Origin of the sequence: Curtobacterium sp. NPDC098951 (assembly GCF_044759965.1) — a bacterium.
Taxonomy (GTDB): domain Bacteria; phylum Actinomycetota; class Actinomycetes; order Actinomycetales; family Microbacteriaceae; genus Curtobacterium.
On the sequence record NZ_JBIWAG010000003.1, the window covers coordinates 1 to 24,556 of the forward strand.

At 72.9% G+C, this 24,556-nt stretch carries 28 protein-coding genes; 9 read left to right on the forward strand and 19 right to left on the reverse strand.

Features of this window, described 5'->3' with window-relative positions; translation table 11 throughout:
* Positions 1–257: 257 nt before the first annotated feature.
* From ACIQUC_RS08885 to ACIQUC_RS08895, 3 genes are read right to left on the reverse strand one after another with little or no spacing between them, the layout of a single operon-like run.
* Positions 258–962, reverse strand: a complete 705-nt coding sequence (locus tag ACIQUC_RS08885; RefSeq protein WP_402265735.1) for an anti-sigma factor family protein — start codon at positions 960–962, stop codon at positions 258–260.
* The gene (locus ACIQUC_RS08890) at positions 959–1,471 is read right to left on the reverse strand and encodes a sigma-70 family RNA polymerase sigma factor (protein ID WP_402265738.1); all 513 of its coding nucleotides are present in this window, start codon (positions 1,469–1,471) and stop codon (positions 959–961) included. The genes ACIQUC_RS08885 and ACIQUC_RS08890 overlap by 4 nt, the downstream gene beginning before the upstream one ends.
* Positions 1,471–2,169, reverse strand: coding sequence for a YceI family protein (locus ACIQUC_RS08895; protein WP_402265741.1), 699 nt, complete (start codon positions 2,167–2,169; stop codon positions 1,471–1,473). The genes ACIQUC_RS08890 and ACIQUC_RS08895 overlap by 1 nt, the downstream gene beginning before the upstream one ends.
* 89 nt (positions 2,170–2,258) lie before the next feature.
* Here ACIQUC_RS08895 and ACIQUC_RS08900 point away from each other — a divergent pair, with 89 nt between their 5' ends.
* Positions 2,259–3,122 (forward strand): NAD-dependent epimerase/dehydratase family protein, encoded by an 864-nt coding sequence (locus ACIQUC_RS08900; RefSeq protein WP_402265744.1) that lies wholly within the window; start codon positions 2,259–2,261, stop codon positions 3,120–3,122.
* Between the two features lie 114 nt (positions 3,123–3,236).
* On the opposite strand, the gene ACIQUC_RS08905 is transcribed toward ACIQUC_RS08900, so the two are convergent.
* Entirely contained in the window at positions 3,237–3,422 is a 186-nt protein-coding gene (locus ACIQUC_RS08905; protein ID WP_022905848.1) for a hypothetical protein, read from the reverse strand.
* A gap of 62 nt (positions 3,423–3,484) precedes the next feature.
* Positions 3,485–4,450, reverse strand: coding sequence for a DNA-3-methyladenine glycosylase family protein (locus ACIQUC_RS08910; RefSeq protein WP_402267246.1), 966 nt, complete (start codon positions 4,448–4,450; stop codon positions 3,485–3,487).
* 126 nt (positions 4,451–4,576) lie between these two features.
* Between ACIQUC_RS08910 and ACIQUC_RS08915 the strand changes: the two genes are divergently transcribed.
* The 4 genes from ACIQUC_RS08915 (at position 4,577) to ACIQUC_RS08930 (ending at position 8,370) form a co-directional block, all read left to right on the forward strand.
* Positions 4,577–5,605 carry a 6-phosphofructokinase gene (locus ACIQUC_RS08915; RefSeq protein WP_031261459.1) on the forward strand — a complete coding sequence of 343 codons (1,029 nt, stop codon included), beginning with the start codon at positions 4,577–4,579 and terminating at the stop codon, positions 5,603–5,605.
* A gap of 183 nt (positions 5,606–5,788) precedes the next feature.
* Positions 5,789–6,766, forward strand: coding sequence for an MDR family oxidoreductase (locus tag ACIQUC_RS08920; protein WP_402265748.1), 978 nt, complete (start codon positions 5,789–5,791; stop codon positions 6,764–6,766).
* A 124-nt stretch (positions 6,767–6,890) separates the two neighbouring features.
* Positions 6,891–7,556 (forward strand): GntR family transcriptional regulator, encoded by a 666-nt coding sequence (locus tag ACIQUC_RS08925; protein ID WP_022905844.1) that lies wholly within the window; start codon positions 6,891–6,893, stop codon positions 7,554–7,556.
* 22 nt (positions 7,557–7,578) lie between these two features.
* Positions 7,579–8,370: an ABC transporter ATP-binding protein gene (locus tag ACIQUC_RS08930; protein WP_022905843.1), complete on the forward strand. Its 792-nt coding sequence runs from the start codon at positions 7,579–7,581 to the stop codon at positions 8,368–8,370.
* Between the two features lie 9 nt (positions 8,371–8,379).
* Here ACIQUC_RS08930 and hemL read toward each other — a convergent pair whose 3' ends face one another.
* The 11 genes from hemL to hemE form a co-directional block, all read right to left on the reverse strand.
* Entirely contained in the window at positions 8,380–9,711 is a 1,332-nt protein-coding gene (gene hemL / locus ACIQUC_RS08935; protein ID WP_402265752.1) for a glutamate-1-semialdehyde 2,1-aminomutase, read from the reverse strand.
* Entirely contained in the window at positions 9,708–10,703 is a 996-nt protein-coding gene (hemB, locus tag ACIQUC_RS08940) for a porphobilinogen synthase (RefSeq protein WP_402265755.1), read from the reverse strand. The genes hemL and hemB overlap by 4 nt, the downstream gene beginning before the upstream one ends.
* Complete coding sequence (locus tag ACIQUC_RS08945; protein ID WP_402265758.1) at positions 10,700–11,281, reverse strand: uroporphyrinogen-III synthase; 582 nt, start codon at positions 11,279–11,281, stop codon at positions 10,700–10,702. Before ACIQUC_RS08945 ends, hemB begins: the two co-directional genes overlap by 4 nt.
* 258 nt (positions 11,282–11,539) lie before the next feature.
* The gene (hemC, locus tag ACIQUC_RS08950; RefSeq protein WP_402265761.1) at positions 11,540–12,580 is read right to left on the reverse strand and encodes a hydroxymethylbilane synthase; all 1,041 of its coding nucleotides are present in this window, start codon (positions 12,578–12,580) and stop codon (positions 11,540–11,542) included.
* Complete coding sequence (locus ACIQUC_RS08955) at positions 12,577–13,800, reverse strand: ferrochelatase (protein ID WP_402267249.1); 1,224 nt, start codon at positions 13,798–13,800, stop codon at positions 12,577–12,579. The genes hemC and ACIQUC_RS08955 overlap by 4 nt, the downstream gene beginning before the upstream one ends.
* An 11-nt stretch (positions 13,801–13,811) precedes the next feature.
* Positions 13,812–14,537 carry a hydrogen peroxide-dependent heme synthase gene (gene hemQ, locus ACIQUC_RS08960; RefSeq protein ID WP_402265763.1) on the reverse strand — a complete coding sequence of 242 codons (726 nt, stop codon included), beginning with the start codon at positions 14,535–14,537 and terminating at the stop codon, positions 13,812–13,814.
* 57 nt (positions 14,538–14,594) lie between these two features.
* Entirely contained in the window at positions 14,595–14,825 is a 231-nt protein-coding gene (locus tag ACIQUC_RS08965; RefSeq protein ID WP_022906123.1) for a DUF3618 domain-containing protein, read from the reverse strand.
* A 45-nt stretch (positions 14,826–14,870) separates the two neighbouring features.
* Positions 14,871–15,329, reverse strand: coding sequence for a phage holin family protein (locus ACIQUC_RS08970; RefSeq protein ID WP_031261654.1), 459 nt, complete (start codon positions 15,327–15,329; stop codon positions 14,871–14,873).
* On the reverse strand, positions 15,326–15,580 hold the full coding sequence (locus ACIQUC_RS08975; protein ID WP_031261656.1) for a hypothetical protein: 255 nt from the start codon (positions 15,578–15,580) through the stop codon (positions 15,326–15,328). Before ACIQUC_RS08975 ends, ACIQUC_RS08970 begins: the two co-directional genes overlap by 4 nt.
* Positions 15,581–15,679: 99 nt before the next feature.
* The gene (locus ACIQUC_RS08980) at positions 15,680–16,993 is read right to left on the reverse strand and encodes a protoporphyrinogen/coproporphyrinogen oxidase (RefSeq protein ID WP_402265768.1); all 1,314 of its coding nucleotides are present in this window, start codon (positions 16,991–16,993) and stop codon (positions 15,680–15,682) included.
* Positions 16,990–18,114, reverse strand: a complete 1,125-nt coding sequence (gene hemE / locus ACIQUC_RS08985; protein ID WP_402265771.1) for a uroporphyrinogen decarboxylase — start codon at positions 18,112–18,114, stop codon at positions 16,990–16,992. Before hemE ends, ACIQUC_RS08980 begins: the two co-directional genes overlap by 4 nt.
* 90 nt (positions 18,115–18,204) lie before the next feature.
* On the opposite strand from hemE, the gene ACIQUC_RS08990 reads away from it, so the two are divergent.
* Both ACIQUC_RS08990 and ACIQUC_RS08995 read left to right on the forward strand, forming a co-directional pair.
* Positions 18,205–19,527 (forward strand): glutamyl-tRNA reductase, encoded by a 1,323-nt coding sequence (locus ACIQUC_RS08990; RefSeq protein ID WP_031261659.1) that lies wholly within the window; start codon positions 18,205–18,207, stop codon positions 19,525–19,527.
* A gap of 47 nt (positions 19,528–19,574) precedes the next feature.
* Entirely contained in the window at positions 19,575–19,955 is a 381-nt protein-coding gene (locus ACIQUC_RS08995) for an NUDIX domain-containing protein (RefSeq protein ID WP_022906128.1), read from the forward strand.
* A 9-nt stretch (positions 19,956–19,964) separates the two neighbouring features.
* Here ACIQUC_RS08995 and ACIQUC_RS09000 read toward each other — a convergent pair whose 3' ends face one another.
* Positions 19,965–20,237, reverse strand: coding sequence for a hypothetical protein (locus tag ACIQUC_RS09000; RefSeq protein ID WP_402265775.1), 273 nt, complete (start codon positions 20,235–20,237; stop codon positions 19,965–19,967).
* 106 nt (positions 20,238–20,343) lie between these two features.
* On the opposite strand from ACIQUC_RS09000, the gene ACIQUC_RS09005 reads away from it, so the two are divergent.
* Both ACIQUC_RS09005 and ACIQUC_RS09010 read left to right on the forward strand, forming a co-directional pair.
* Entirely contained in the window at positions 20,344–21,030 is a 687-nt protein-coding gene (locus ACIQUC_RS09005) for a DUF4232 domain-containing protein (protein ID WP_402265778.1), read from the forward strand.
* Between the two features lie 19 nt (positions 21,031–21,049).
* The gene (locus ACIQUC_RS09010) at positions 21,050–21,466 is read left to right on the forward strand and encodes a GNAT family N-acetyltransferase (RefSeq protein WP_402265781.1); all 417 of its coding nucleotides are present in this window, start codon (positions 21,050–21,052) and stop codon (positions 21,464–21,466) included.
* A 110-nt stretch (positions 21,467–21,576) separates the two neighbouring features.
* Here ACIQUC_RS09010 and ACIQUC_RS09015 read toward each other — a convergent pair whose 3' ends face one another.
* On the reverse strand, positions 21,577–22,533 hold the full coding sequence (locus ACIQUC_RS09015; protein ID WP_402265784.1) for a serine hydrolase: 957 nt from the start codon (positions 22,531–22,533) through the stop codon (positions 21,577–21,579).
* The gene (locus ACIQUC_RS09020; RefSeq protein WP_402265787.1) at positions 22,533–24,497 is read right to left on the reverse strand and encodes a M13 family metallopeptidase; all 1,965 of its coding nucleotides are present in this window, start codon (positions 24,495–24,497) and stop codon (positions 22,533–22,535) included. The genes ACIQUC_RS09015 and ACIQUC_RS09020 overlap by 1 nt, the downstream gene beginning before the upstream one ends.
* Positions 24,498–24,556 lie beyond the last annotated feature (59 nt).

Below are 24,556 nucleotides of genomic sequence, written 5' to 3' on the forward strand. Positions count from 1 at the left end.
GCCGAACGCGGCACCGCCGAGCACGAGCGCACCCGTGGTCGCGAGGGTGATGGAGGTCTTCAGGGACTTGCGCATGGGATCTGTCCTTTGCTGTCGTCGCGCTCGGCGCGGTGTGCTGTGTGCGCACCGAACGCACCCTGGTGCAGGGTGGAGAACCAGCGGTGAGCGGCTGGTGAGCGCCTCCCGGGGAGGTTCCCCGGGCTGATGCAACTCATTCGGCACCCTCACCCCACCGGATTGGTCCCGATCCAGAACCGTCAGAGATCGACGTCCGCGAGCACCCGGTCGTCGCCGCGGAGCCGCACCTGCACGCTCGCGATGTCGTCCCGCTGGACGTCGGTCGAGGCGGACAGGCCCCGTGCGTCCTCGCCGGCGGCGGACCACGACGCCACGGTCTGCACCGTGCCGTCGTCCTGCACGACCACGAGGTCGTACATCACCGACCCGTCCGCGGCCCAGGACGTCCCGCCGTATGAGCAGCCCCAGTCGAAGCGCGTGCCCCACGGCTCGCCGCTGACCGCCAGGTCGACGTCGAGTCCCCGCTCGCCGACCAGCGCGTACCGGTCCGCCGCAGCCGACGCCGAGGCCGGTCCCGCCTGCACGGACGGGTCGACACGGGCCGTGCCGACCGCGAGCCCGCCGAGCACCGCGGCGACGACCGCGGCGGCGGCCGTGGCCGCGACCCAGACGCGCCGGCGACGCCGACGGTGTCGGACGCGGTGCGCGACCGAGGCGAGGGTGCTCTCGGAACCGGTGTCGCGCCTCCCGTCCGGCTCCGCGATCTCCACGGCCTGGTCCGCCGGGAGCTTCGACAGCAGGCCCGGCAGACCGACGAGCTCCGCGACGGCGGCCGCACAGCGGTCGCACGTCTCGAGGTGTCGCTCGTACTCGAGCCGCTCGTCCGGCGGCAGGGAGCCGAGGACGTACGCGGCGTCCCACTCGGCGTAGCGGTCCTCGCTCATCGGGTCACTCCTCGTTCCTGCAGCGCGAGCCGGAGGGCCCGCAGCCCGTAGTGCAGGCGCGACTTCGCGGTGCCCTCGGGGATGTCGTGTCGTCGGGCGATCTCGGGGACCGTGTGCCCGAGCCAGTACGCGTCGACCACCACCCGACGGTGGTCGGGGCTGAGCGATGCGAGGGCGTCCGCGACGACGATACGGTCGAGGACGGCGTCGGTGCGGTCGGCCTCGACCCGGTCGACGGGCAGCTCCGTGCCGTGTTCGCGGCGGTTGCGCGCCGACCGGGCGTCGTCGACGACGAGGTTCCTGGCCACGGTGAAGAGCCAGGCGCGTGCACTGTCCGGGGCGCGTTCGAGCACGGCCGGCCGCTGCCACGCGCGCACCATGGTCTCCTGCACCACGTCCTCGACGGTGTGCCCGTCGCGGGTCAGGTGCCGGACGTACCGGGTGAGCGCGTCGCCGTGCTCGCGGTAGAGGGTCGCGAGCAGCTCGTCGGCGGACCTGCCCGTGGCCATCACTTCGCCAGGTCGAGGGAGAACTCGACGGACCCCTTCGGGTCCACCGTCACGAAGCCGAGCGAGGGTGCCTCGACGCCGTAGTCGGCGAAGGTGATCGGGACGCTGCCGGCGACCTGGACCGTGCCGTCCTTCGCGACGGCGACCTGCGCGTCGGCGGTGACGGGCTTCTGGACGCCGTGCAGGTCCATCGTGCCGGTGAGCGTGACGTCCTGCGTCGTGCCGTCCAGCGCCTTCGACACGTCGACCGGTTCGGTCAGCGTGAACGTCGCCGTCGGGTGCTGGTCGGTCTGGAGCGCGGTGTCCCGGAAGTACGCGTCGCGGGCGGACTCGGGCGTGGTGATCTTCGCGACCTCCACCGTGACCGTCGCCTTCGTGAGGGACCCGCCGCTGACCTCGGCGGTGCCCTCGACGTCCTTCGTGCGTCCGACCACGTTCACATCCTGGCCCTGCAGGACCTCGTGCACGCGGTAGCCGGCGAACGAGTCGCCGGTGCTGGTCCAGCTGCCGTCGGCCTCGGCGGCGGTGAGCGAGCCGGAGCCGCCGGACGGGGCGGCGCTGACGGAGGGGGCCGCTGCGGCCTGCCCGTTCACGGTGTTCGCGTAGATGACCGGGCCGACGATGGCTGCGGCCACGCCGACGACCACGACGCCGGAGGCGATGCCGATGATGACCTTGGTGCGTGTGCGGAGTCCCATGCCCTGACGACGAGACAGGGCGCCGGATCGTTCACCCGGGTTCCGGCACGAGCGGCGGATCGTCCACCGGCGTTCGGCATGATGGGGCGGTGGACATCGTCATCGCCGGTTGCGGCGACCTCGGGATCGAGACCGGCCTGCGGTTCGCCGCCGCCGGACACCGCGTGGTCGGACTGCGGCGGCGGGCCGAGCTCGTGCCCGCCCCGCTCACCGGACAGGGGGTGGACCTGCGCCGATCCGTCCCCGAGATCCCTCGGGACACCGGGGTGGTCGTCGTGGCCGTCGCCGCCGGGAACCGCGACGTGGACGAGTACCGCGCGACGTACGTCGACGGGCTCCGGAACGTCCTGGACGGCATCGACGCCTCCGGTGCGGCCCCGCGGGTGATCGTCGTGTCGTCGACCGCCGTGTACGACGTCGACGACGGCAGTACCGTCACCGAGGACACCCCGGCGACCGGTGGCACCCCCACCGCGGACGTCCTGGTGGAGGCCGAGGCCCTGCTGCGCGACCGTGCCCCCGGAGCCGTGCTCGCCCGGCTGTCGGGGGTGTACGGCCCCGGACGGGAACGCCTGATCGACCAGGTCCGGGGCGGGGCGGCACGCCGGGGCCCGGTCGACGGGGCGTCGCCGCACACGAACCGGATCCACCGCGACGACGCGGCTGCGGCCCTCGTGCACCTGGCGACCCTGGAGGACCCGGCGCCGACGTACCTCGTGACCGACGACGAACCGTCGCGGCTCGACGACGTGTACGCGTTCCTCGCGGCCGAGCTCGGTGTGCCGGTGCCGCCGCGGGCCGCCGCCGAGGAGGGGACCGCCGGACGGCAGGGCGCCGGCGACAAGCGCCTGTCGAACGGCCTGCTGCGCGGGACCGGCTGGGTGCCGCGGTACCCGACGTTCCGCGAGGGCTACCGCGCCGTGCTCGCCGGGGACGGCGCCCGGCACGCCTGACGCGGCACGCGGCACGCGGCGCGCGCCACGCCACGCGCAGGGCGCCGGGCAGGGGGCGGGGCGGCACCGTCAGGCACCGCCCCGCCGCCGGGTCAGCCGACCTCGGCGCGTCGATCAGTGCTCGTCGTAGTGGTCCTCGTGACGGGCGTGACGGTGTCCGTCGTGCACGAAGTCGACGTGGTCGCCGTGTTCGACGGTCTCGTGCTCACCGCCGTCCTGCTCGTGGTCGTGCTCGGCGACGTCGTGCTCGGCGACGCGGTGCTCGTCGTCCGCGGCGGGGCTGGGGGTGGTGTCGGTCATGGTTCCTCCTTGTGAGATCGGTTCTCAACAGGAGGATACGGCCGGACGCGCCCGTTGTCCGCTCAGTGGTGCCGGTGGTCCTGGATCGTCAGGCGCGGCCCGAACGACGGCTTCCGGAACCCCGACCCGCCGATGAGCCGGACGACCCGCTCCCGGTGTCCCCGCCACGGTTCGAGCAGCTCGAGCATCCCGTCGTCGTCCACCGGTCCCCCGGTCAACGCCCACCCGACGAGCGCCGGCACGTGGAAGTCCCCCACACTCGGCGAGTCCGGGTCACCGTGGGCGCGCTGCGCGGTCTCGGCCGCCGTCCACTTCCCGATGCCGGGGACCGACTGCAGTCGGCTGGCGACGACGGCGCCGCCCCGGCCGAGCGCGAGGGTGCGTTCGAGCGCCGGCGCCACACGGACCGCGCGCATCACCGTGGCGGATCGACCGGGTTCGATGCCGGCCCGGTGCCACTCCCAGCTCGGGATCGCGCCCCACCCGGCGGCGGTCGGTGGGACGGCCATGTCCGCCGGGGCCGGTCCGGGCGCGGGCGTCCCGTACCGCCGGACGAGGTACCGCCAGGCACGCCAGGCCTGCCGCGAGGTGACCTTCTGCTCCATGATCGCCGGGACGAGGGCCGCCATCACGGTGTTGGTGCGGAGCAGGCGGAGGCCCGGTTGCCGGTGCCGGGCGTCGACGAGGAACGGGTGCGACGAGACGTCGAGCTCGGACCAGTCGTCCCCACGTCCGAGCAGTTCGGGCGCGTGCGTGACCGCCCAGGCGGCGCCGTCGCCCCACGCCGAGACCGCGATGGCGTCCGAGCCCGTGCGGCGCACGAGCACCGAGGCCGGTCCCTCCGGCGTGCGGAGCGCGAGCCACGTGTCGGCGCCGACCACGCGGAAGGCGGGGTCGCCGGAGCCGCGCTGCAGGGGCCGGAGGGTCGCGCGGACGTCCACCGCGCCTCCTGGCCGGTAGACCGTGTCGACCCGTGGGACGGCAGACGCGTCGGAGCCAGCACGCGACACGGCCCCGCCGACCCACACCGCGGCGTCACCGGTGCCACCGGCGGCGGAGGACGGAACGGCGAGGGACACACGCAGGATGGTAATGCGGAACCACCGTCAGTCATGATGGGCGTGTCCCACTGCACCCCGACGACGGAGTTCCCCATGCGCATCGGCATCCTCACCTCCGGAGGCGACTGCCCCGGCCTGAACGCGGTCATCCGCGCGATCGTGCTGAAGGGCATCGCGATCTACGGACACGAGTTCGTGGGCTTCCGCGACGGATGGCGTGGCGTGGTGGACGGCGACATCGTCCCGCTCGGCCGCAAGGACATCCAGGGCATCGCGAAGCAGGGCGGCACGATCCTCGGCACGAGCCGGACGAACCCCTTCGAGGGCCCGAACGGCGGCGTCGAGAACATCTCGGGGACGCTCGAGCGCCACGGCATCGACGCCATCGTGGCGATCGGCGGCGAGGGCACGCTGGCCGCCGCGAAGCGCCTCACGGACGCCGGGCTGAAGATCGTCGGCGTCCCGAAGACGGTCGACAACGACCTCGGCGCCACCGACTACACGTTCGGCTTCGACACCGCGGTCGCGATCGCCACCGAGGCCATGGACCGCCTCCGCACCACGGGCGAGTCGCACTCCCGCTGCATGGTCGCCGAGGTCATGGGCCGGCACGTCGGCTGGATCGCCCTGCACTCCGGCATGGCCGCCGGTGCGCACGCGATCCTCATCCCCGAGCAGAAGACGAGCATGGAGCAGATCGCCGCGTGGGTCCGGGCGGCCTACGACCGTGGTCGGGCGCCGCTCGTCGTCGTCGCCGAGGGCTTCGTCCCCGACCACGAGGACAACGCGCACACCGAGCGTGGGCTCGATGCGTTCGGGCGACCGCGCCTGGGCGGGATCGGCGAGCGCCTCGCGCCGCTCATCGAGGAGATGACGGGCATCGAGACCCGCGCCACCACGCTCGGCCACATCCAACGAGGTGGCACGCCCACGGCCTACGACCGGGTGCTCTCGACCCGCCTCGGCCTCGCGGCGATCGACGCGGTGGTCGAGGAGCGCTGGGGCCGCATGGTGGCGCTCCGGGGCACCGACATCGAGCACGTGTCCTTCGAGGAGGCGCTCGGCGAGCTCAAGACCGTGCCGCAGGCCCGGTACGACGAGGCCGCCATCATGTTCGGCTGACGCGGGCCGGGCCGGGCGGGGCCGCCCGGCTGGGCTGGGCCGGGGCGCCGGCCAGGCCGGGGTACCTGGTCGAATCGGGCGTACCCGGCCGTTTCTTTCGACCAGGTACGCCCGAACGCATCAGGCACCGCGGGCGTCCTGGGAAGGAAACAGCGTCCTGGAGGCGCGGGTAGCGTCCGACACGTGACCCGCGCAGTCCTCGTCTCCAGTTCCGCCCCGCCCACCGTCACCGACGTCGACGTCGCCGACCCCGCCGACGGCGAGGTCCTGGTCGACGTCACGTACTCGAGCGTCAACTACAAGGACGGGCTGGCGCTGGCCCGGAACCCCGGGGTCGCGCGGGTCGACCCGCTCGTGCCGGGCATCGACGTCGTCGGCACCGTCTCGGCCCTGGGGGCGGGCGTGCACGACGTCGCGATCGGCGACCGGGTCGTCCTGAACGGGGCCGGACTCGGCGAGACCCGGCACGGCGGCTGGGCTGCACACGCGGTGGTGCCGTCCGGATCGCTCGTCGTGCTACCGGACACGATCGACGACTCCTTCGCCGCCGCGATCGGCACGGCCGGGTTCACCGCGATGCTCAGCGTCCTCGCACTCGAGCCATTCGTCGAACCCGGCAGCGGTCCGGTCCTCGTCACCGGCGCGTCCGGCGGGGTGGGCACGGTGGCGATCGCCCTGCTCGCCGCCCGCGGCCACCAGGTCACCGCGTCGACGGGCCGCAGCGCGAACGAGGCCTCGCTCCGGGCCCTCGGTGCCACGGACGTGGTCGACCGGGCGACGCTGTCCGACCTCGGCAAGCCGATGCAGCGTGCGACCTGGGCCGGCGCGGTGGACAGCGTTGGCGGTGCGACCCTCGCGAACGTGTTGGCGACCACGAAGTGGGGTGGTGCAGTGACGGCGTGCGGGCTCGCCCAGGACTCCGCACTGCCGACCACCGTGCTGCCGTTCATCCTGCGCGCGGTGTCGCTGCTCGGGATCAACTCGGTCGACGCCCCGCTCGAGCTGCGCCGTCGTGCGTGGGAACGGCTGGCCACCGACCTCGACCCGGCCCTCCTCGCCGGGGTCACACGCGTCGTCGGGCTCGAGGAGGCACTCACCGTCGGACCGCAGGTCGTCGCGGGTGCCGTGCACGGGCGCACGGTCGTCGCGGTGGACCGATGACCGAACCGCGGTACGGACGCTCCTGAGGACGCGGAACCGGACCCCGAGCATTCATTAGCAAGCGTTTGCATATTGACACGCTAGGATTTGAGTACGGAACACCTGAGCCTGTGAGGAGCCCGGCATGCCGGTACCCAAGTCAACCGTCGAGAACTCGCCGCGGAAGCTCCTGCGCGACGTCGTCCTCGAGAAGATGCTCGCGGCCATCCAGGACGGCACCCTGCAGCCGGGCGAGCGCCTCAACGACGACGAGCTCGTGCAGTGGCTCGGGGTCAGTCGCACCCCGATCCGCGAAGCCATCGCGAAGCTCGTCGACTACGGCCTGGTCGAGATGGAGGCGAACCGGTACACCCGGGTCGCGACGCCGACGGCCGAGCAGTTCGACGACGCCCTGCAGGTGTTCGCCGGGTTCGCCGAGCTGGCGACCCGCTGGGCCCTCCCGAAGCTCGACGACGCCCAGGCCGCCGAGCTGATCGACATCCTCGAGCAGGTCCGCGAGCACGCCGAACACGAGGACCGTGCGATGAACGCCGACGTCCAGCACTTCGTCGAAGCGGCGATCCGCGCTGCGGACAACCCGCTGCTCTCGACACTCTCGAACTCGGTCATCCCGCGGGTCCAGTTCGTCGCGCTCGCCGAGGACCGCTTCACGTTCTGGGACGGCAGGTTCTCGGTCGACCCGCTGATCGCCGCAATCCGGAAGCGCGACGGTGACGCTGGCGGCGCCGTCATCCGCACGCTCGGTGTGACCCTGAGCGACCTCCTGCAGCGGCTCCGCGCGAGCCAGTGACCGGGCGGGGCGAGGCCACCGCGTGACCGACGACGACGTCCTCGTCCACGCGACCGGGGTCCGCGTGACCCGGTCCGGCCGCGACCTGTTGCACGACGTCGACCTGACCGTCCGGCGCGGAGAGCACTGGGCGCTCCTCGGGCCGAACGGCGCCGGCAAGTCGACCCTGCTCGCCGTCCTCGGGGCGACCGGTCACCCGAGCGCGGGCACCGTCGAGCTCCTCGGACGGCGGCTCGGTCGCGTCGACGTCCGGGAACTCCGCGAACACATCGGGCACGTCGACCCCCGCCACCGGATGCTGTCGCCCCTGACCGTGCTCGAGACCGTGCTGACCGGACTCACCGGCACGACCGACCTCATGATGCGGTGGGAGCCGTCGGCCGCACAGGTCGCCGCGGCCGAGGCCCACGTCGCCGACGTCGGGCTCTCCGCCCGACGGGACGCCCGGTGGCCCGTCCTGTCGCAGGGTGAACGCGGACGGACGCTCATCGCACGGGCCCTCATGGCCGAGCCGCGGTTGCTCCTGCTCGACGAACCGGCGACCGGACTCGACGTCGCGGCGCGCGAGCACCTGCTCGAGACCGTGGACGCCCTGCGCCACCGGCACCCCGAGCTCGGCAGCGTGATGGTGACGCACCACCTCGAGGACCTGCCCGCGTCGACCTCGCACGCGATGCTGCTGCGGGACGGGGTCGCGGTCGCACAGGGCACCTCGGACGAGGTCATCACGTCGTCGGCGGTCTCGCACGCCTTCGACTTCCCCCTGGCGATCCTGCGGGCCGAGGGGCGCTGGGCCGCACGCCGGGCGTCCTGACCCGACGCGCTACGCGGCCGCGCTCGCTGCCGCCTTCGCCGCCGCCGGCAGCGCGTCGAGCACCCGCCCGACGGCACGGTCGTCGTGCGCAGCGGTGACGAACCACGCCTCGAAGACACTCGGCGGCAGGGTGACCCCGGCGTCGAGCATGGCGTGGAAGAACGGCGCGTAGCGGAAGGTCTCCTGCGCCCGCACGTCGTCGTAGTTCCGCGGGGCGACGTCGGTGAACGCGAACGAGAACAGGTTCCCGGCGTGCTGCACCGTGTGGGCCACGCCCTCGGCCGACAGCGCCTCGCTCGTCGCCGTCGCGATGGTCGCCGCCGTGCGGTCGAGCTGCGCGTACACCTCGGGCGTCGCCGCGCGGAGGGTCGCGATCCCGGCCGCGACCGCGAGCGGGTTCCCGGACAGGGTGCCCGCCTGGTAGACGGGGCCGAGCGGCGCGAGGAAGTCCATCACCTCACGCCGACCACCGAGGGCGGCGAGCGGCATCCCGCCGCCGATGACCTTGCCGAACGTGATGATGTCGGGCTTCCACCCGGCACCGTCCGGCACGACCTTGGACGCCTCGAGCCCCCACCAACCGGCGGATCCGACCCGGAAGCCGGTGAGGACCTCGTCGACGATGAGCAGCGCGCCGTGCGACTGCACGATCTGCGCGAGGGCCCGGTTGAAGCCGCGCTCGGGCGCGAGGACGCCCATGTTCGCCGCGGCCGCCTCGACGATCACGGCGGCGATGCGCTCGGAGTGCTCGTCGAACGCCCGGCGGACCGCGCCGAGGTCGTTGTACGGCAGGACGAGGGTCTGGGCGGCCGTCTCGGCGGTGATGCCGGCGGACCCGGGCATGGCGAGGGTCGCGACACCGGAGCCCGCCTCGGCGAGCAGGGAGTCCGAGTGGCCGTGGTAGTGCCCGGCGAACTTCACGAGCAGGTCACGACCGGTGTAGCCGCGGGCCAGCCGGATCGCGGTCATGGTCGCCTCGGTGCCCGTGGACACCATCCGCAGCTTCTCGATGGGACCGTCGCCGTCCACCGACACCCGCTGCTTCACGAGCTCGGCGAGCTCGGTCTCGCCCGGGGTCGACGCCCCGAAGCTGAGGCCACGGGCGGCCGCCTGCTGCACGGCCTCGACCGCGGCGGGGTGGGCGTGTCCGAGGATCGCCGGCCCCCACGAGGCGACGAGGTCGACGTACTCCCGCCCCTCGGCGTCGGTGACGTAGGCGCCCTTCGCGCTCGTCAGGAAGCGGGGCGTGCCGCCGACCGAGCCGTAGGCGCGCACGGGCGAGTTGACCCCGCCGGGGATGCTGTTCTTCGCACGGCCGAAGAGCTGGTCGTTGGTGGTCATCGGGCGGCCTCCTGGTTGAGCGTGCGGGCGATGTCGACCGCGAAGTAGGTGAGGATCGCGTCCGCTCCCGCGCGCTTGATGCCGACGAGGGCCTCCATCGCGGCGGCGTCACGGTCGATCCAGCCGTTCTGCGCGGCTGCGGTGATCATCGCGTACTCGCCGGAGATCTGGTACGCCCACACCGGCACGGGCGAGGTCGCGGCGGTCTCGGCGAGGACGTCGAGGTAGCTCATCGCCGGCTTCACCATGACGATGTCGGCACCCTCGGCGATGTCCTGCTCGACCTCGCGGAGCCCCTGCCGTCCGTTCGCGGCGTCGATCTGGTAGGTCCGACGGTCGCCGACGAGCGAGGAGTCGACGGCTTCGCGGAAGGGGCCGTAGAACGCGCTGGCGTACTTCGCCGCGTAGGCGAGCAGCGCGGTGCCGCTGTGCCCGGCCGCGTCCAGCGCGTCACGGGCGGCCGCGATCTGGCCGTCCATCATGCCGCTCAGGCACACGAGCTCGGCACCGGCCTCGGCCTGCACGACGGCCATGTCGCGGTAGCGCTCGAGCGTGGCGTCGTTGTCGACCGATCCGTCGGCGGCCAGCACCCCGCAGTGGCCGTGGTCGGTGAACTCGTCGAGGCACAGGTCGGACTGCACGACGAGCGCGTCGCCGACCTCCTCGCGCGCGATGCGGATCGCCACGTTGAGGATGCCGTCGGGGTCGGTCGCACCGGAGCCCTGCGCGTCCTTCGCGATCGGCACGCCGAACAGGTTCACGCCGCCGATGCCCTGACCGGCGGCCTCGACGAGCGCACGCCGGAACGAGTCGAGCGAGTGCTGCTGCACGCCCGGCATGCTCGTGATGTCGATCGCCTCGGTCGCCCCCTCGCGGATGAACATCGGCAGCACGAGCTCGGCGGGGTGCAGCCGGGTCTCGGCGACGAGTCGTCGCATCGCGGGCGTGGCGCGGAGTCGACGGGGGCGGACCTGGGGGAAGCGGCCGGTCACGGTGTGCCTTCCTGTTCGGGGGCGGGGTGGTTCAGGCGCTCGACGACGGCGTCGAGCAGGGATTCTGCGGAGCGGTCCGGGGCGACCACGTGCACGGGGAGTCCGGCGGCGCGGGCCTCGGCAGCGGTCCCGGGGCCGATGCACGCCACGAGCGTGCCGGGGGCGAGCGGGACCGTCCGACGAGCGACCTCGCGCGCGACGCTGCCGCTCGTCACGAGCACGACGTCGGGCGGGGATCCGGGGGCGACCGGCTCGTCGCCGGTCCCCACGGTACGGTACGCGACGACGTCGTCCACGTCGATCCCGCGGGCGCGGAGTCCGTCGACGACGGTCGGTGCGGCGAGGTCGGACCGCGGGAAGAGGACGGGGCCCGGGGTGTCCGGGAAGGCGCGGACGAGGGCGGCACCCGAGGCCTCCGGGGGGACGAGGTCGACGACCCAGCCCGCAGCACGGGCGGCTCGCGCGGTCGGCTCGCCGACCGCCGCCACCCGCAGGTCGGACGGGAGGCGCGACACGCGTTCCGCGATCACACGCACGGCCGTCGCACTGGTCACCACGATCCATGCGTAACCAGCCACGCCGGTCACGCTTGCGACGGGATCGGGCGATCCGCGCCTCCTGGACCGTGCAGCGGCCTCGAGCCGGTCGACCGCCGCATCGAGCGGAGCCGGGTCGGACGGCGGTTCGTCCGCGATCAGCGGGACGACGAGCGGGTCGAGGCCCCGTTCCCTGGCGGCCGCCGCGACGCGCGCACCCCACGCTCCGCCGCGCGGGACGAGCACGACCGGGGGTCGTGCCGGGTCCGGGACGGGGTCGACGGGCTGCGTGGCGACCGCCTACTCCGCCGGGGTCGCGAGGCCCGGGCCCGCGGTGTGCGGACCGTCGGTCGTGTCCTCGGCGACCGTCGTGGCGAGGTCCGCGAGGTCGGCCGCGCCGTTCTCGAGGAGTTCGGCCGCGACCCGACCACCGAGCGCCAGCGCCTCGTCGAGACGGTCCTGCGCGGAGCCGTCCAGGACCGCCGCGTGCGAGGCGGTCCGGTACTCGGAGCCGTCGGGGCGGTAGACCGTCGCCGAGACGAGCAGCATCTCGGCGTCGACGATCGCGGTCGCGCCGATCGGGGCGGAGCACCCTGCCTCGAGCTTGGCGAGCACCTCGCGCTCGGCCGAGACCGTGAGGCGCGTGGGTGCGTGCTCGATCTTCCGCAGGGCGGCGAGGAGGTTCCGGTCGGTCTCGTCCGCACGGGTCTCGATCGCGAGCGCTCCCTGTCCGGGGGCGGACGGCCAGAAGCCGAGGTCGAGCAGCTCGGTCGCCGCATCGAGCCGGTCGATGCGGGTCAGGCCGGCCGCTGCGAGGACGACGGCGTCGAGGTCGTCGTCCACCCGACCCAGGCGGGTGTCGATGTTGCCGCGGATGTCCACGACGTCGAGGTCCGGGCGCTTCGCCCTGAGCTGCGCGACGCGGCGCGGTGATCCCGTGCCGACCTTCGCGCCCTCGGGGAGGGACTTGAGGGTCGCGGCGTTGCGGGCGACGAGGACGTCGCGGGCGTCGGCGCGCTTCGGGACCGCGGCGATCGTCAGGCCCGGGTACGGCGCCGTCGGGAGGTCCTTGAGCGAGTGCACCAGGACGTCGACCTCACCCGCGACGAGGGCTTCGCGGAGCGCGCTCGCGAACACCCCGGTCCCGCCGAGGCTCGCGAGCGACGCACGGTTCGTGTCGCCCTCGCTCGTGACCGTGACGAGCTCGACCGGACGACCGGCCGCCGTCGCCAGACGGTCGGCGACGTCCTGCGACTGGGCGACCGCGAGCCGGCTGGCCCGGGTGCCGAGTCGGATCGGGGCGGGGCCGTCGGCACGCGTCGGAGTGGTCGCCTCGGTCACGGAGCGAGTCCGGCAGCGGCCGGCTTGAACCCGGCGCGCACGTTCTCGCAGCACCCCGGACGGCACACGTCGTACCAGGGGCCGAGGTCGGTCTCGTGCGGCCGCTCGCTCGTGGGGGTGCCGTTGACACGCTCGAGCACGAGGTCCACCAGACCCGCGACGTAGGCCGGGTCGACACCCGGGGTCTGCGTCCGGAGCGACCAGAAGCCGAGCTCCTGGGCGGTCTCCGTGGCCTCTTCGTCGAGGTCCCACATGACCTCCATGTGGTCGCTGACGAAGCCGAGCGGGACGATGAGGACGGCACGCGTCGGCCCGCCCTTGAGGTCCTCGTTCATGTAGTCGTTGATGTCGGGCTCGAGCCAGGGCTGGGTCGGAGGGCCGGAGCGCGACTGGTAGACGAGCTTCCACGGCGGCGTGCTGGTGCCGCGGAGCGACGCGTGCTCGGGCTGCTCGAGGAGCTCAGCCCACGCCTGGTCGAGGACGACCTGCGCGACGGCGAGGTGCTGGGCCTCGTACGCGCCGTGCTCGTCGAAGCCGCGGTCGCTCGGACCGGACTTGGCGGCGTCGCTCGACGGGATCGAGTGCGTGGAGAAGAGCACGTGCAGCTCGGTGGCCACGTCGAGGCCCTCGTTCTCGGCGATCGCGCGTGCCATGCCGTCACGGACGCCGTCGACGAACGGTCGGACGAAGCCCGGGTGGTCGAAGAACTGCCGGACCTTGTCGATCTGGATGGTGTCGACGAGTCCGGTCTCGGTCAGCACGCGCGCGTAGTCCTCGCGGTACTGCCGGCACGAGGAGAAGGACGAGTAGGCGCTCGTGGCGATCGCGATGAGCTTCGTGTAGCCCTTGTCGGACGCCTCGGTGAAGGCCTCTTCGAGGTAGGGCGCCCAGTTGCGGTTGCCCCAGAGGACCGGCATGTCGATGCCACGCGCGGCCAGCTCGTTCTCGAGCGCCGCCTTGAGCGCACGGTTCTGCGCGTTGATCGGGCTGACGCCGCCGAAGTGCCGGTAGTGGTGGGCGACCTCTTCGAGGCGCTCGTCCGGGATGCCCCGACCACGGGTGACGTTGCGCAGGAACGGGATGACGTCGTCCTGCCCCTCGGGCCCACCGAAGCCGGCGAGGAGGATCGCGTCGTACGCGACCGGGACCTCGACGTGCTCGGGGCCGTCGGCGGCGGCAGGGGTCGCGGCGAGGACCGTGCCCCGTCCGTTCGTGATCATGCTCGTGTCGGTCACGACAGCACCTCCGGCAGCTCGGTGGTCGTCACGCGACGACCGGTGAAGAACGGCACCTCTTCCCGCACGTGCATGCGGGCCTCGGTGTAGCGCAGGTCGCGCATGAGGTCGACGAGGTCGACCAGGTCCGGGCTCTCGAGCGGCAGGATCCACTCGTAGTCGCTCAAGGCGAACGTCGCGATCGTGTTCGTCAGCACGCGGCGGTACTTGGCGCCGGCGATGCCGTGGTCGCGGAGCATCGTCGAACGCTCCTCTTCCGGCAGGAGGTACCACTCGTAGGACCGGACGAACGGGTACACCGTGATCCAGGCCTCCGGTTCCTTGCCGCGCAGGAAGGCCGGGGTGTGCCGCTTGTTGAACTCGGCTTCGCGGTGCATCGCCATCACGTGCCAGACCGGCTCGGCGTCCTGGAAGAGCGCCGTCCGACGGATCTCGCGCAGCACGGCCTGGATCGCCTGGGCGTCGTCGCCGTGCAGCCAGACCATGACGTCGGCGTCGGCGCGGAAGCCGGAGACGTCGTAGAAACCACGGATCGTCACGCCGCGCTGTGCGGCGGCGGTCACGACGGCGTCGAGCTCGGTTACGGCGTCGTCACCCGTGCGGTGGATCGGGCCGAGCGGACGGCGGAAGACGGCCCACAGGGCGTAGGCCGTCAGCAGGTTCGGGTCGATGCCGTCGGGGGAGGTCTCGTGTGCGTCGTGCGTGGGCACGGTGGAACTCATGTGTCCATTGTCCTATCGGTCACAAAGGTGACGCCGCTCCCCTTTCGACGGCGAGCGCTACCGCCGTCGGAGCACCGCTACGACGATACCCCCGACCACCGCCACGCCCGCTGCGAGCCCGGCCAGGTAGGGCACCGGCTTCTCGTCGATCCCGCGCTTGACCTTCGACGCGGCGATGCCGATCTGCTTCGGGACGTTGAGCTTGTCCTCGATCGCGTCGAGGGTGTCGAACAGCTGCGCGCGGGTCGCCGCGACGCGGTCGGCCAGGTCGTCGTGCTGATCGGTCACGTGGGTCCTCCGGGGGGGGTGGGGTGGTGGACGGGGCGGTCGTCGTTAGAAGCGGCCGCCGACGTCCGGCTTGCGGGCGCCGTACTGGGTCGACGGGGTCGGCTTCTTGCCGAGGCCCTTGACCGCGTTGACGTCGTTCTTGACGCTGTCGATGGTGCGCTTCGGGGTGAGCGGGAGGCCCTTCTTCAGGCGCTTCCAGCCGAGCAGGCCGAGGATCCCCGCGACGATCAGCATCACCACGGCGATGACGAGTGCGGCGAGCCACGCCGGCATCACGGTCGCGAGACCCATGACGGCGGCGGTGAGCAGCACGCCGATCGCGTAGAGGACGATGACGAGCGCGCCCACGAGCAGACCCGCGGCGAGGCCGAAGATCTTGGCCTTCGTCAGCATCTCGGCCTTGAGCAGGTTCAGCTCGCCCGTCACCAGCTCCTTGACGAGCTTCGGGACGTCGCCGACCAGGCCGAACAGCGAACGCGGCTTGCGGTCGCGGGTGTCTGTCATGAGGCCCGGCTGTCCTTCTTCTGCCCGACCTTGCGGACGACCTTCTTCGTCTGCTCACCGACGAACTCGGCGACGTCGGGGGTCTTGTCGGCGATGAACTCCTCGGCGACGTGGACGCCCTTCTGCACGCCGTTGCTGTTCCAGATCTTGCCGCTGACGGTCTTGATCTGCTCGTACCGCGCCCGTCCGGCTCGCGATCCCAGGACGTACCCGAGAGCTGCGCCGGCGACGAACAGGAGCTTGCCTCGCATGTGCGATTCCTCCGTTGGGTCAGTGTGCGTGGTCATGCGCCGAGCGGAATACGTCCGACGCTCATCGCAACAGTAGCCCTCTCGCGGTGTGTGGTCCGCTCAGGAATCCAGGATGTGCACAGCGGCCGTGCGCGCCGCCTGGACGATCCCGGCCAGACCCCGGCCGCTCGACGCCTCGCCGATCCCGACGACGCCGTCCGCGAGGCCGGCAGCGGTCGTGTCCGGACCGTGCCAGCGGACGCGTGCGGCGCCGACGACGGCGGACACCGGGATGCGCACGCCGAGCAGCGCGGCGGCGTCCTGGGCCGCGCGGGTGCCGACGGGGTCCCGTGGGTCGACCGGGAGGCTCCTGCCGGTCTCGACGGCGTCGGCGGCGGTCGCGTAGCTCAACCGCAGGACGTGCCTGCCCGCGGCGGCCTCGGCCAGCCACGGCCACTTCACGGTGGCGTGCGTGATCGCCTTCGCCCGGACGGACGGCGCATCGGGGTGCACGAGCATGCCCGTCCCGCGCGGCGCGGCGTCGAGTTCGCGCTGGTCGACGACGAGCGTCACGAGCTCGATGCCCGAGCGCTCGGCCCCGGTCGCGCGCGCGGGGTCCGCCGTCGACGCGAGCACGTGCTCGGCCACCAGCCGCTCGGTCTCGCCGTCCTCGGTCCGGACCTCCACCGCGTGCTCCTCGATCGCGGTCGCCCGGGTGCGCAGACGGACGTCGACGCGGTAGGTCTCCATGTCGGCCACCAGCTCGTCGACGAGCCGCACGATGCCACCGCGGATGCCCTGCACGGCCGACCCGGCCGTCGCCCGGGCGCGGAGCGCGAGCACCGCGCGGGCGAGGGAGCCCTCGCGGAGCAGTGCCGCCCGGAGTCCGGGGGCGACCCGGTCGGGGTCGAGGTCGTCCGGGTGCGTCGAGTGCACACCCGCGACGATCGGCACGACCAGGTCGTCGAGGACCCGGTCGCCCATCCGCTTCCGGACGAGTTCGCCGAGGGACGCGGCCTTCGCGCCGACGGGGGACGGCAGCAGCGAGTCCATCTGCGCCCGGAGCGCCGCCTTCTGCCCGACGACCGCGAGCACGTCGGCGGCCATCGGACTGCCGGGGATGCCGAGCAGCCCGGTCTCGGGGATCGGCGAGGTCCGGCCGTCCCGGGTCATCAGCCAGGCACCGCGCGGATCCGGTGCGGTGATCTCGTTGCCGAGGCCGAGCTCGATCGCCAACCGGCCGACGGCGTCGTTCCGGGTCGCGAACGAGTCCGCCGCCATGTCGAGGTCGAGCCCCGCGACGCTGTGCCGACGGACCATCCCGCCGAGCACGTCGGACCCCTCGACGAGGACGACGTGTGCGCCGCCCTTCGCCAGGTCCCGCGCTGCGACGAGGCCGGCGACCCCGCCGCCGACGACGACAACGTCGGTCACGCGTGCGCTCCGGTCGCCGCGGCCGTCCCGTCCCCGAGTTCGTGGACGAGCGACACGATGCGGGTGAGCACGGTCGGGTCGGTCTCCGGCGGCACGCCGTGCCCGAGGTTGACCACGTGCGCCCGGGCCGCGCCACCCCGGGAGACGACGTCGCGCACGTGCGCCTCGAGCACCTCCCACGGAGCGGCGAGCATGGCCGGGTCGATGTTGCCCTGCACCGTGACGCCGGTGCCGACGCGGCGGACCGCCTCGTCGAGCGGGAGCCGCCAGTCCACGCCGACCGCGTCGACGCCGACCCGGTCGGTGCCGAAGGTGGTCATGTCGCGGAGCACCTCGCCGCTGCCGACGCCGAAGTGGATGCGCGGGACGCCGAGGTCGGCCACGTGGGCCAGCGCGTCGGCCGAGTGCGGGGCGACCCGCGCGACGTAGTCGGCACGGGACAGTGAACCGACCCACGAGTCGAAGAGCTGTGCGGCGGACGCCCCCGCGAGCACCTGCGCCCGGAGGAACGCCCCGGACACCCCGGCCGCCCAGTCGAGCAGGCGTGCCCAGGTCTCCGGCTCGGCGTGCATGAGGGTGCGGGCGCGGATGTGGTCCTTCGACGGACCGCCCTCGACCAGGTAGGCCGCGAGCGTGAACGGTGCGCCGGCGAACCCGATGAGCGGGGTGTCGCCGAGCTGCTCCACCGTGCGGGCCACCGCCTCGGTGATCGGGGCGAGCGCGGCCTCGTCGAGCGTCCCGAGCGCGTCGACGTCGGCCGCGGTCCGGATCGGCGACGCGAGCACCGGCCCGCGCCCCGGCACGATCTCGACGTCGACGCCCGCGAGCTTGATCGGCACGACGATGTCGCTGAAGAAGATGCCGGCGTCGACCCCGTGCCGACGGACCGGCTGCAGCGTGATCTCCGACGCCATCGCCGGGTCGAGGCAGGCGTCGAGCATGGCCGTGCCGACGCGCAGGTCGCGGTACTCCGGCAGGGAGCGCCCGGCCTGGCGCATGAACCACACCGGCAGGGTCTCCGGCCGGTCACCCCGGAGCGCCCGGACGAGCGGCGAACCCGACGTCCGCCCGGAGACGAGCGGGTGTGCGGCGGGGAGAGCGGTGGTGGATGCGTCGGTCACCGCACGATTCTCCCATCGGCGAACAGGGTGTATCCCGAGCACGCACGACGGGATCGGGCGGGCACCGGAACGCGAGTTACCATAGAAGACGTGCTCATCTGTCTCACGGCGTCGCATCGCAACGCCAGCTTCGATCTCCTGGAGCGACTGAGCATCGGCGCACCGACCGCGGCGAGCCGTCTCGTGACGGACTCCGGCGTGTTGGACGGAGCCGTCGTCCTCGCCACGTGCAACCGCTTCGAGGCCTACCTCGACATCGCCGGCGACGACCGCGACTCCGCCGTCTCGGCCACCGTCGACGCCGTCGCGACCGCGAGCGACCTCGACCCCGCCGAGGTCCTCGACTCCGTCAACGTGCTCGGCGGCAAGGACGTCGTGCAGCACCTCTTCGCCGTCTCGAGCGGCCTCGAGTCCGTCGTCGTCGGCGAGACCGAGATCTCCGGGCAGGTCCGCCGCTCGCTCGAGGACGCCCGCGCGAACGGCACCACCACCTCGGACCTCGAACGGCTCTTCCAAGAGGCGGCGCACACCTCCCGGGGCGTCAAGACCCGCACCCGCATCGGTGCGGCCGGTCGGTCGCTCGTGCGCCTCGGCCTCGAGCTCGCCTCGTCCCGCGTCACCGACTGGGGCCGGACCCGCGTGCTCCTGATCGGCACCGGCAGCTACGCCGCCACGACCATCGCCGCCCTGCGCGACCGCGGCGCCGACACCATCCAGGTCTTCTCCCCCTCGGGTCGGGCAGCGTGGTTCGCCGCCAAGCACGACCTCGTCGCCGCCCACGACCTGCGCGAGGCCATCGGCGCCAGCGACGTCGTGATCACCTGCACCTCGAGCGAGGTCCCGGTCGTCGAGCCCGCCGACCTCGACGACGGCGTCCGGCGCATCGTCATCGACCTCGGGCTCCCCCGCAACGTGGACCCGGACGCGGCCGACGTCGACGGCGTCGAGCTGCTCGACCTCGAGACCATCAGCATCCACGCCCCGATCGCCGAGCTGAACGCCGAGTCCGAGGCACGGGCGATGGTCGACGACGCGGTGTCCCGGTTCCGTGCCCAGGCGCTCGAGCAGTCGACGACCCCGGCGCTCGTGGCGTTCCGCAAGCACGTCTTCGACATCCTCGACGACGAGATCGACCGCGCGAAGCGCCGCGCGGACGGTGACGACGCCTCGGCCGAGCAGACCGAACGCGCGCTGCGGCACCTCGTGGGCGTCCTGCTCCACCGTCCGTCGGTCCGCGCCCGCGAGCTCGGTCGCGCCGGCCGCGGCGAGGAGTTCGTCGGGGCGCTGGACGCCCTCTTCGGCGTCCGCCCGGAGCCCGAGGCCGACGTGCCGGCACCGGTGGTACCGCTCGCGGAGCGCACCGCGCCCGAGCTGACCGTCCGCGACCGCACCGACGAGGCGGACGCGAGCTGAGCCTCCAGGGCCGTCCCCCGACCCTGCTCGTCAGCGCGCTGCTGCTGGTGCGCGACCGCCGGGTGCTGATGGTCCGCGCGCGCAAGCGCGACGTGCTCTACCTGCCCGGCGGCAAGGCGGAGCCGCACGAGACCGACGTCGAGGCCGCCGTGCGCGAAGCCCTCGAGGAGACCGGACTCCGCCTGACCGCGGCCGACGTGGAGCCGTTCGGCACCGTCACGGAGCCGGCGCACGGCCAGGCCCCGGGGACGATGGTCGCGATGGCGCTGTTCCTGGCACGTCCGGGAGGCGCGCTGGACACCGCCGCGCCGGTCGCGTCGGCCGAGGTGGACGAGATCGAGTGGGTCACCTCCGCGGACGCGGACCGGTGCCCGCCGGCGGGCGTCGAGACGCTCCGCCGCCTCGTGGCGGCGGGCCTGGTCGACTAGGTCCCGGGCCTACGCCTGGTCGCGGTCCGTGTAGTGGCCGACCTCGCCGTCCGACGTCGGCTCCGCCTCGCCGGGGATGTCCGACTCGACGTACTCGCCCTCGCCGCCACCCTCGGGACGGGTCTCGCCGGGGATGTCGCTCGAGACGAACTCACCGGCGGGCTCGTTCGAGGGCACCGGGGTCTCGCCGGGGATCTCGCTGTCGGTGAAGGCACCGGCGCGGGGCTCGACGCCGTCCGCCCGACCCTCGTCGCCGCGTGCCTGTTCGTGCTTGCCTGCCATGTCGACCTCCGTTGCTCGTGCGCTCGCGCGCGTGCTCCGGAGTGTGCTCGTGACGGCTGGGCGCCACCCGAGTCGTGTTCCCCGCACCCGGTGGTTGTGTTGGGTCATGCACCGTCGCACTGGGTCCCCACTGCTCGCTGCCGTCGGCATCGTCGCCGTCGGTCTGCTCGCCGGGTGCTCGTCCGGCGGTACCTCGGACCCGACGGCCACGGCCACCGAGACCGTCACGGCGACACCGACGGCGACGCCCTCGTCCGTCCCGTCCGGCTCGTCGTCGTCGGCCTCGGCGGGCGGCGCGTCGACCGGGTCGTCCGGTGGCTCCTCGAACGCGGGGTCCTCCGGTACCGGGTCGTCGGCATGCGCGACGTCCTCGCTCGCCGGGAGCATCGAGGCCGGCAGCGGTGGCGCGGCCGGGAGCACGTACGTCCACCTCGTCCTGCGGAACACCGGGTCGTCGACCTGCACGCTGCAGGGCTGGCCGGGGGTGTCGTTCGTCGGCGACACGAACGGCACGCAGATCGGGAACGCGGCGACGCTCGACCGGGCGGCGCCCCACCCGACCGTCACGCTGGCGTCCGGCGAGGAGGCCGTGGCACCGCTCAAGGTCGCGAACTCGGAGAACTACCCGGAGTCGACGTGCGACCCCACCTCGCCCGACGGTTTCCGCGTCTACCCGCCCGGCTCGAAGGCGTCGCTGTTCGTGCCGTACACCGAGTTCGCCGCGTGCCGGTCGAAGGACGTGACGGAGCTCGACGTCCAGGCCTTCGTCCCCGCGGGGCAGGCGACCGACTGACGTCTGCCAGCATGGACGGGTGCTGCTGATCACGGAGGAACGGCCGGACTGGGACGAGCTCCTCGCGCTGTACCGCGCGGTCGGGTGGACGGTGTACACCGACGCCCCGGAGACCCTCGTCGCCGCGGTGTGCGGATCCCACCTCGTGCTGACGGCCCGGAGCACGGACGGCTCGCTCGTCGGCCTGGTCCGCACCGTGTCGGACGGTGCGACCGTCGTGTACGTGCAGGACCTGCTCGTGCTGCCGGACCGCCACCGGATGGGGATCGGCGGTGCGCTGCTCGACGCCGTGCTCGAGCGGTACCCGGACGTCCGACAGACCGTCCTCACGACCGACGCCGAGCCGGGTCAACGGGCGTTCTACGAGTCACGCGGGTTCGTCGAGGTGCACGACGTCCGGCCGGCCCCGCTGCGGTCGTTCGTCCGGCTGCGCTGACCCGGCCCGCTCAGGACTCGGGGTCGTCCGTGGACGCGCGGACCTCCTGCGTGCACCGGCAGGCCTCGGCGAAGGAGATCAGGGAGTCGGTCACGAGCGCGGAGGTACGCTCAGCGGGCCGCGGCCTCGTGCACCGTCTCGAGCACCTCGGTGCCCATCGTCCGCAGGGCGTCGATGACCGCCAGCCGCCGCTGCAGCGAGGCGTCGTCGAAGGTCACCGTGACCGCGTAGCTCACCGACGAGCCGGGCCCGCGCAGGATCCCGGCCTCGGCGCGGACGCCCGTGCCCGAACCGGTCGCCGAGACGACCTGCAGGCCGTGGTCCAGTGCCCGGTGGGCGAGCGGGTCGAGCCCGAACGACCCCGCGACGAGACTCAGGTCGGACGCGAGCGACAGCCAGCCGAGCACCCGGTTCGACACCGCCTCGTCGACGACCTCGCCGAGCGCCAGTCCCCGCATGAGCCAGGCGAGCTCACCCGTCGGGGCGACCGAGGCGTCGGGCGCGTCGTCCGGCCCCCGGCGGTCCCGGACGCGGTCGATGAGCGCGGTGCGTTCGATCCCGAGGGCCTCGGCACGCTCACGGACCGCATCGATGCCGACGGTCGACAGCAGCGCGTTCATCGCCCAGGCGTCCGCGCTCGCACCGACGAGGGTCGCCAGGTCGGACACCTGCATGGTCGGCTGCTGCAGGAACTGCCAGAGTCCCGCGCCGGTGGCGGTGTCCCGCGCCATCCGCTGCAGTCGGTCACCGTGCAACCCGCCGTCCTCGAGCCGTGCCGCGACCTCCACGAGCAGCAGCACGCGCCCGAGGCTCGCCACGGGCTGGACGAGCGTGTCGTCCACCGCCAACAGGGCCTTGCCGGTCGACGTGTCGATCACCGAGGCGCTGACGGACGCACCGTCCCGTGCGAGCGCTCCGAGGGCCTGCAGCGTCGACGCGAACCGCTCGTCGGCACCACCACGGTGCCGCCCGCGGGCCCGACCGTCCGTCCCGCCGGCCTGCTGGCGTCGGCGGGACCGGCGAGCCGACCCCGGCTCCGACGACGGAGCCGCGTCCGGCTCGGCCATCACCAGATCGCGACGCGCTCGGTCGGGTCGAGGTACATCGCGTCCCGCTCGGTCACGCCGAAGGTGTCGTAGAAGACGTCGATGTTGCGGACCACCTGGTTGCAGCGGAACTCGGTCGGCGAGTGCGGGTCGATCGTGAGCAGTCGGGCGGCTTCCTCCGGCCGGATCGCCATCCGCCAGGCCTGCGCCCAGCTCAGGAAGAACCGCTCGGCGCCGGTCAGGCCGTCGACGACGGGCGGCTCCTCGCCGTCGAGGGAGAGCAGGTAGGCCTTCCACGCGATCGAGAGCCCGCCGAGGTCGCCGATGTTCTCGCCGATCGTCAGGGCGCCGTTGACGTGGCCGTCCGGGACCTCGGTGGGGACGAGCGCGTCGTACTGCGCGATGAGGGCCTTCGTGCGCTCCTCGAACGCCGTGCGGTCGGCCTCGGTCCACCAGTTCTCGAGTCGCCCGTCGCCGTCGTACTGCGAGCCCTGGTCGTCGAAGCCGTGCCCGATCTCGTGGCCGATGACGGCACCGATCGCTCCGTAGTTCGCGCTCGCGTCGCGTGCGGCGTCGAAGAACGGGAACTGCAGGATCGCCGCGGGGAACACGATCTCGTTGAAGCCCGGGTTGTAGTACGCGTTGATGGTCTGCGGCGTCATGAACCACTCGTCGCGGTCGATCGGCTTGCCGATCTTGCCGAGCTCGCGGTCGACCTGGAACGAGGCGACGGCACGGACGTTGCCGACGAGGTCGTCGGCGGAGACCGGCAGCGCCGAGTAGTCGCGCCACTTCACCGGGTAGCCGATCTTCGGCGTGAACTTGTCGAGCTTGTCGAGGGCACGGGCACGGGTCTCGTCGGTCATCCAGTCGAGGCCGGTGATGCTCTGCCGGTACGCCTCGACGAGGTTCGCCACGAGGTCGTCCATCGTCGCCTTCGAGGTCTCGTCGAAGTGCTCCTGCACGTAGATGCGCCCGACGGCCTCGCCCATCGCGCCCTCGACGAGGGAGACGCCGCGCTTCCAGCGCTCGCGCTGCTTCGGCGCGCCGGTGAGCGCGGTGCCGTAGAACGAGAAGTTCGTCGCCGAGAACGCGCTCGTCAGGTAGGCCGCGGAGCCGCGGATCACCTGCCACCGCAGCCAGTCCTTCCAGACCTCGAGCGGCTGCTCGTGCAGCAGCTCGGCCAGCCCGGTCACGAACGACGGCTCGCGGACGACCACGGTCTCGAAGGCGCCGGCGGGGGCGTCGATCGCCTCCCACCAGAGGCGGAGGTCGATGCCGTCGGCGAGCGCCTGGACCTCGGCCCACGGCAGCTTGTTGTAGGTCTTCTGGCTGTCGCGCGTGGTGACGTTGTCCCAGTGCTTCGACGCCAGCGCGGTCTCGAGGGCGACGACGTGCTCGGTGCGGTCGCCGCCGTCCTCGAACCCGGCGAGCGGGAACATGGCGGCGACGAACTCGCGGTACTTCGTGCGGATGTCGGCGAAGCGGTCCTCGCGGTAGTAGGACTCGTCGGGCAGCCCGAGACCGGACTGCTCGAGGAACACCACGTAGGACTCCGGGTCGCCCGGGTCGTTGTCGACGAAGAGCTGCAGGAAGCTCGGCAGACCCAGCCGCTCGAACCGGCCGACCAGGCGCACGACGTCGTCGACCGAGTCGACGGCCGCGACCTCGGCGAGCAGGGGCTCGATCGGCGCGGTGCCGAGCGCCTCGAGCCGCGCCTCGTCGGTGAACGAGGAGTACAGGTCGCCGACCTTGCGCTCCTCGGTGCCGGGCGCCGCCTGCTGGGAGCGCTCGATGATGTCCCGAACCGCGATCTCGGCCGCCTCGGCCAGCACCGTGAACGAGCCGTACCGCGCCTTGTCGTCGGGGATCGGCGTCGATGCGATCCACGAGCCGTTCACGTGGCGGTACAGGTCGTCCTGCGGGCGGACCGTGGCGTCCAGCTCGTCGGTGTGGATCCCGGAGGTGCTTGCGACGTCGGTCATGCGGTCCACGATAGCCACCACCGCCCTGATGGAGCGGCGGCAGCGCCCGGACACCCCAG

What these genes read in the sequence shown, in the direction of transcription:
- ACIQUC_RS08885 (WP_402265735.1), bottom strand. Translation starts at nt 962, where the DNA reads ATGAGCGAGGACCGCTACGCCGAGTGGGACGCCGCGTACGTCCTCGGC.
- ACIQUC_RS08890 (WP_402265738.1), bottom strand. Translation starts at nt 1,471, where the DNA reads ATGGCCACGGGCAGGTCCGCCGACGAGCTGCTCGCGACCCTCTACCGC.
- ACIQUC_RS08895 (WP_402265741.1), bottom strand. Translation starts at nt 2,169, where the DNA reads ATGGGACTCCGCACACGCACCAAGGTCATCATCGGCATCGCCTCCGGC.
- ACIQUC_RS08905 (WP_022905848.1), bottom strand. Translation starts at nt 3,422, where the DNA reads ATGACCGACACCACCCCCAGCCCCGCCGCGGACGACGAGCACCGCGTC.
- ACIQUC_RS08915 (WP_031261459.1), top strand. Translation starts at nt 4,577, where the DNA reads ATGCGCATCGGCATCCTCACCTCCGGAGGCGACTGCCCCGGCCTGAAC.
- ACIQUC_RS08925 (WP_022905844.1), top strand. Translation starts at nt 6,891, where the DNA reads ATGCCGGTACCCAAGTCAACCGTCGAGAACTCGCCGCGGAAGCTCCTG.
- hemL (WP_402265752.1), bottom strand. Translation starts at nt 9,711, where the DNA reads ATGACCACCAACGACCAGCTCTTCGGCCGTGCGAAGAACAGCATCCCC.
- ACIQUC_RS08955 (WP_402267249.1), bottom strand. Translation starts at nt 13,800, where the DNA reads ATGATCACGAACGGACGGGGCACGGTCCTCGCCGCGACCCCTGCCGCC.
- hemQ (WP_402265763.1), bottom strand. Translation starts at nt 14,537, where the DNA reads ATGAGTTCCACCGTGCCCACGCACGACGCACACGAGACCTCCCCCGAC.
- ACIQUC_RS08970 (WP_031261654.1), bottom strand. Translation starts at nt 15,329, where the DNA reads ATGACAGACACCCGCGACCGCAAGCCGCGTTCGCTGTTCGGCCTGGTC.
- ACIQUC_RS08975 (WP_031261656.1), bottom strand. Translation starts at nt 15,580, where the DNA reads ATGCGAGGCAAGCTCCTGTTCGTCGCCGGCGCAGCTCTCGGGTACGTC.
- ACIQUC_RS09000 (WP_402265775.1), bottom strand. Translation starts at nt 20,237, where the DNA reads ATGGCAGGCAAGCACGAACAGGCACGCGGCGACGAGGGTCGGGCGGAC.
- ACIQUC_RS09005 (WP_402265778.1), top strand. Translation starts at nt 20,344, where the DNA reads ATGCACCGTCGCACTGGGTCCCCACTGCTCGCTGCCGTCGGCATCGTC.
- ACIQUC_RS09015 (WP_402265784.1), bottom strand. Translation starts at nt 22,533, where the DNA reads ATGGCCGAGCCGGACGCGGCTCCGTCGTCGGAGCCGGGGTCGGCTCGC.
- ACIQUC_RS09020 (WP_402265787.1), bottom strand. Translation starts at nt 24,497, where the DNA reads ATGACCGACGTCGCAAGCACCTCCGGGATCCACACCGACGAGCTGGAC.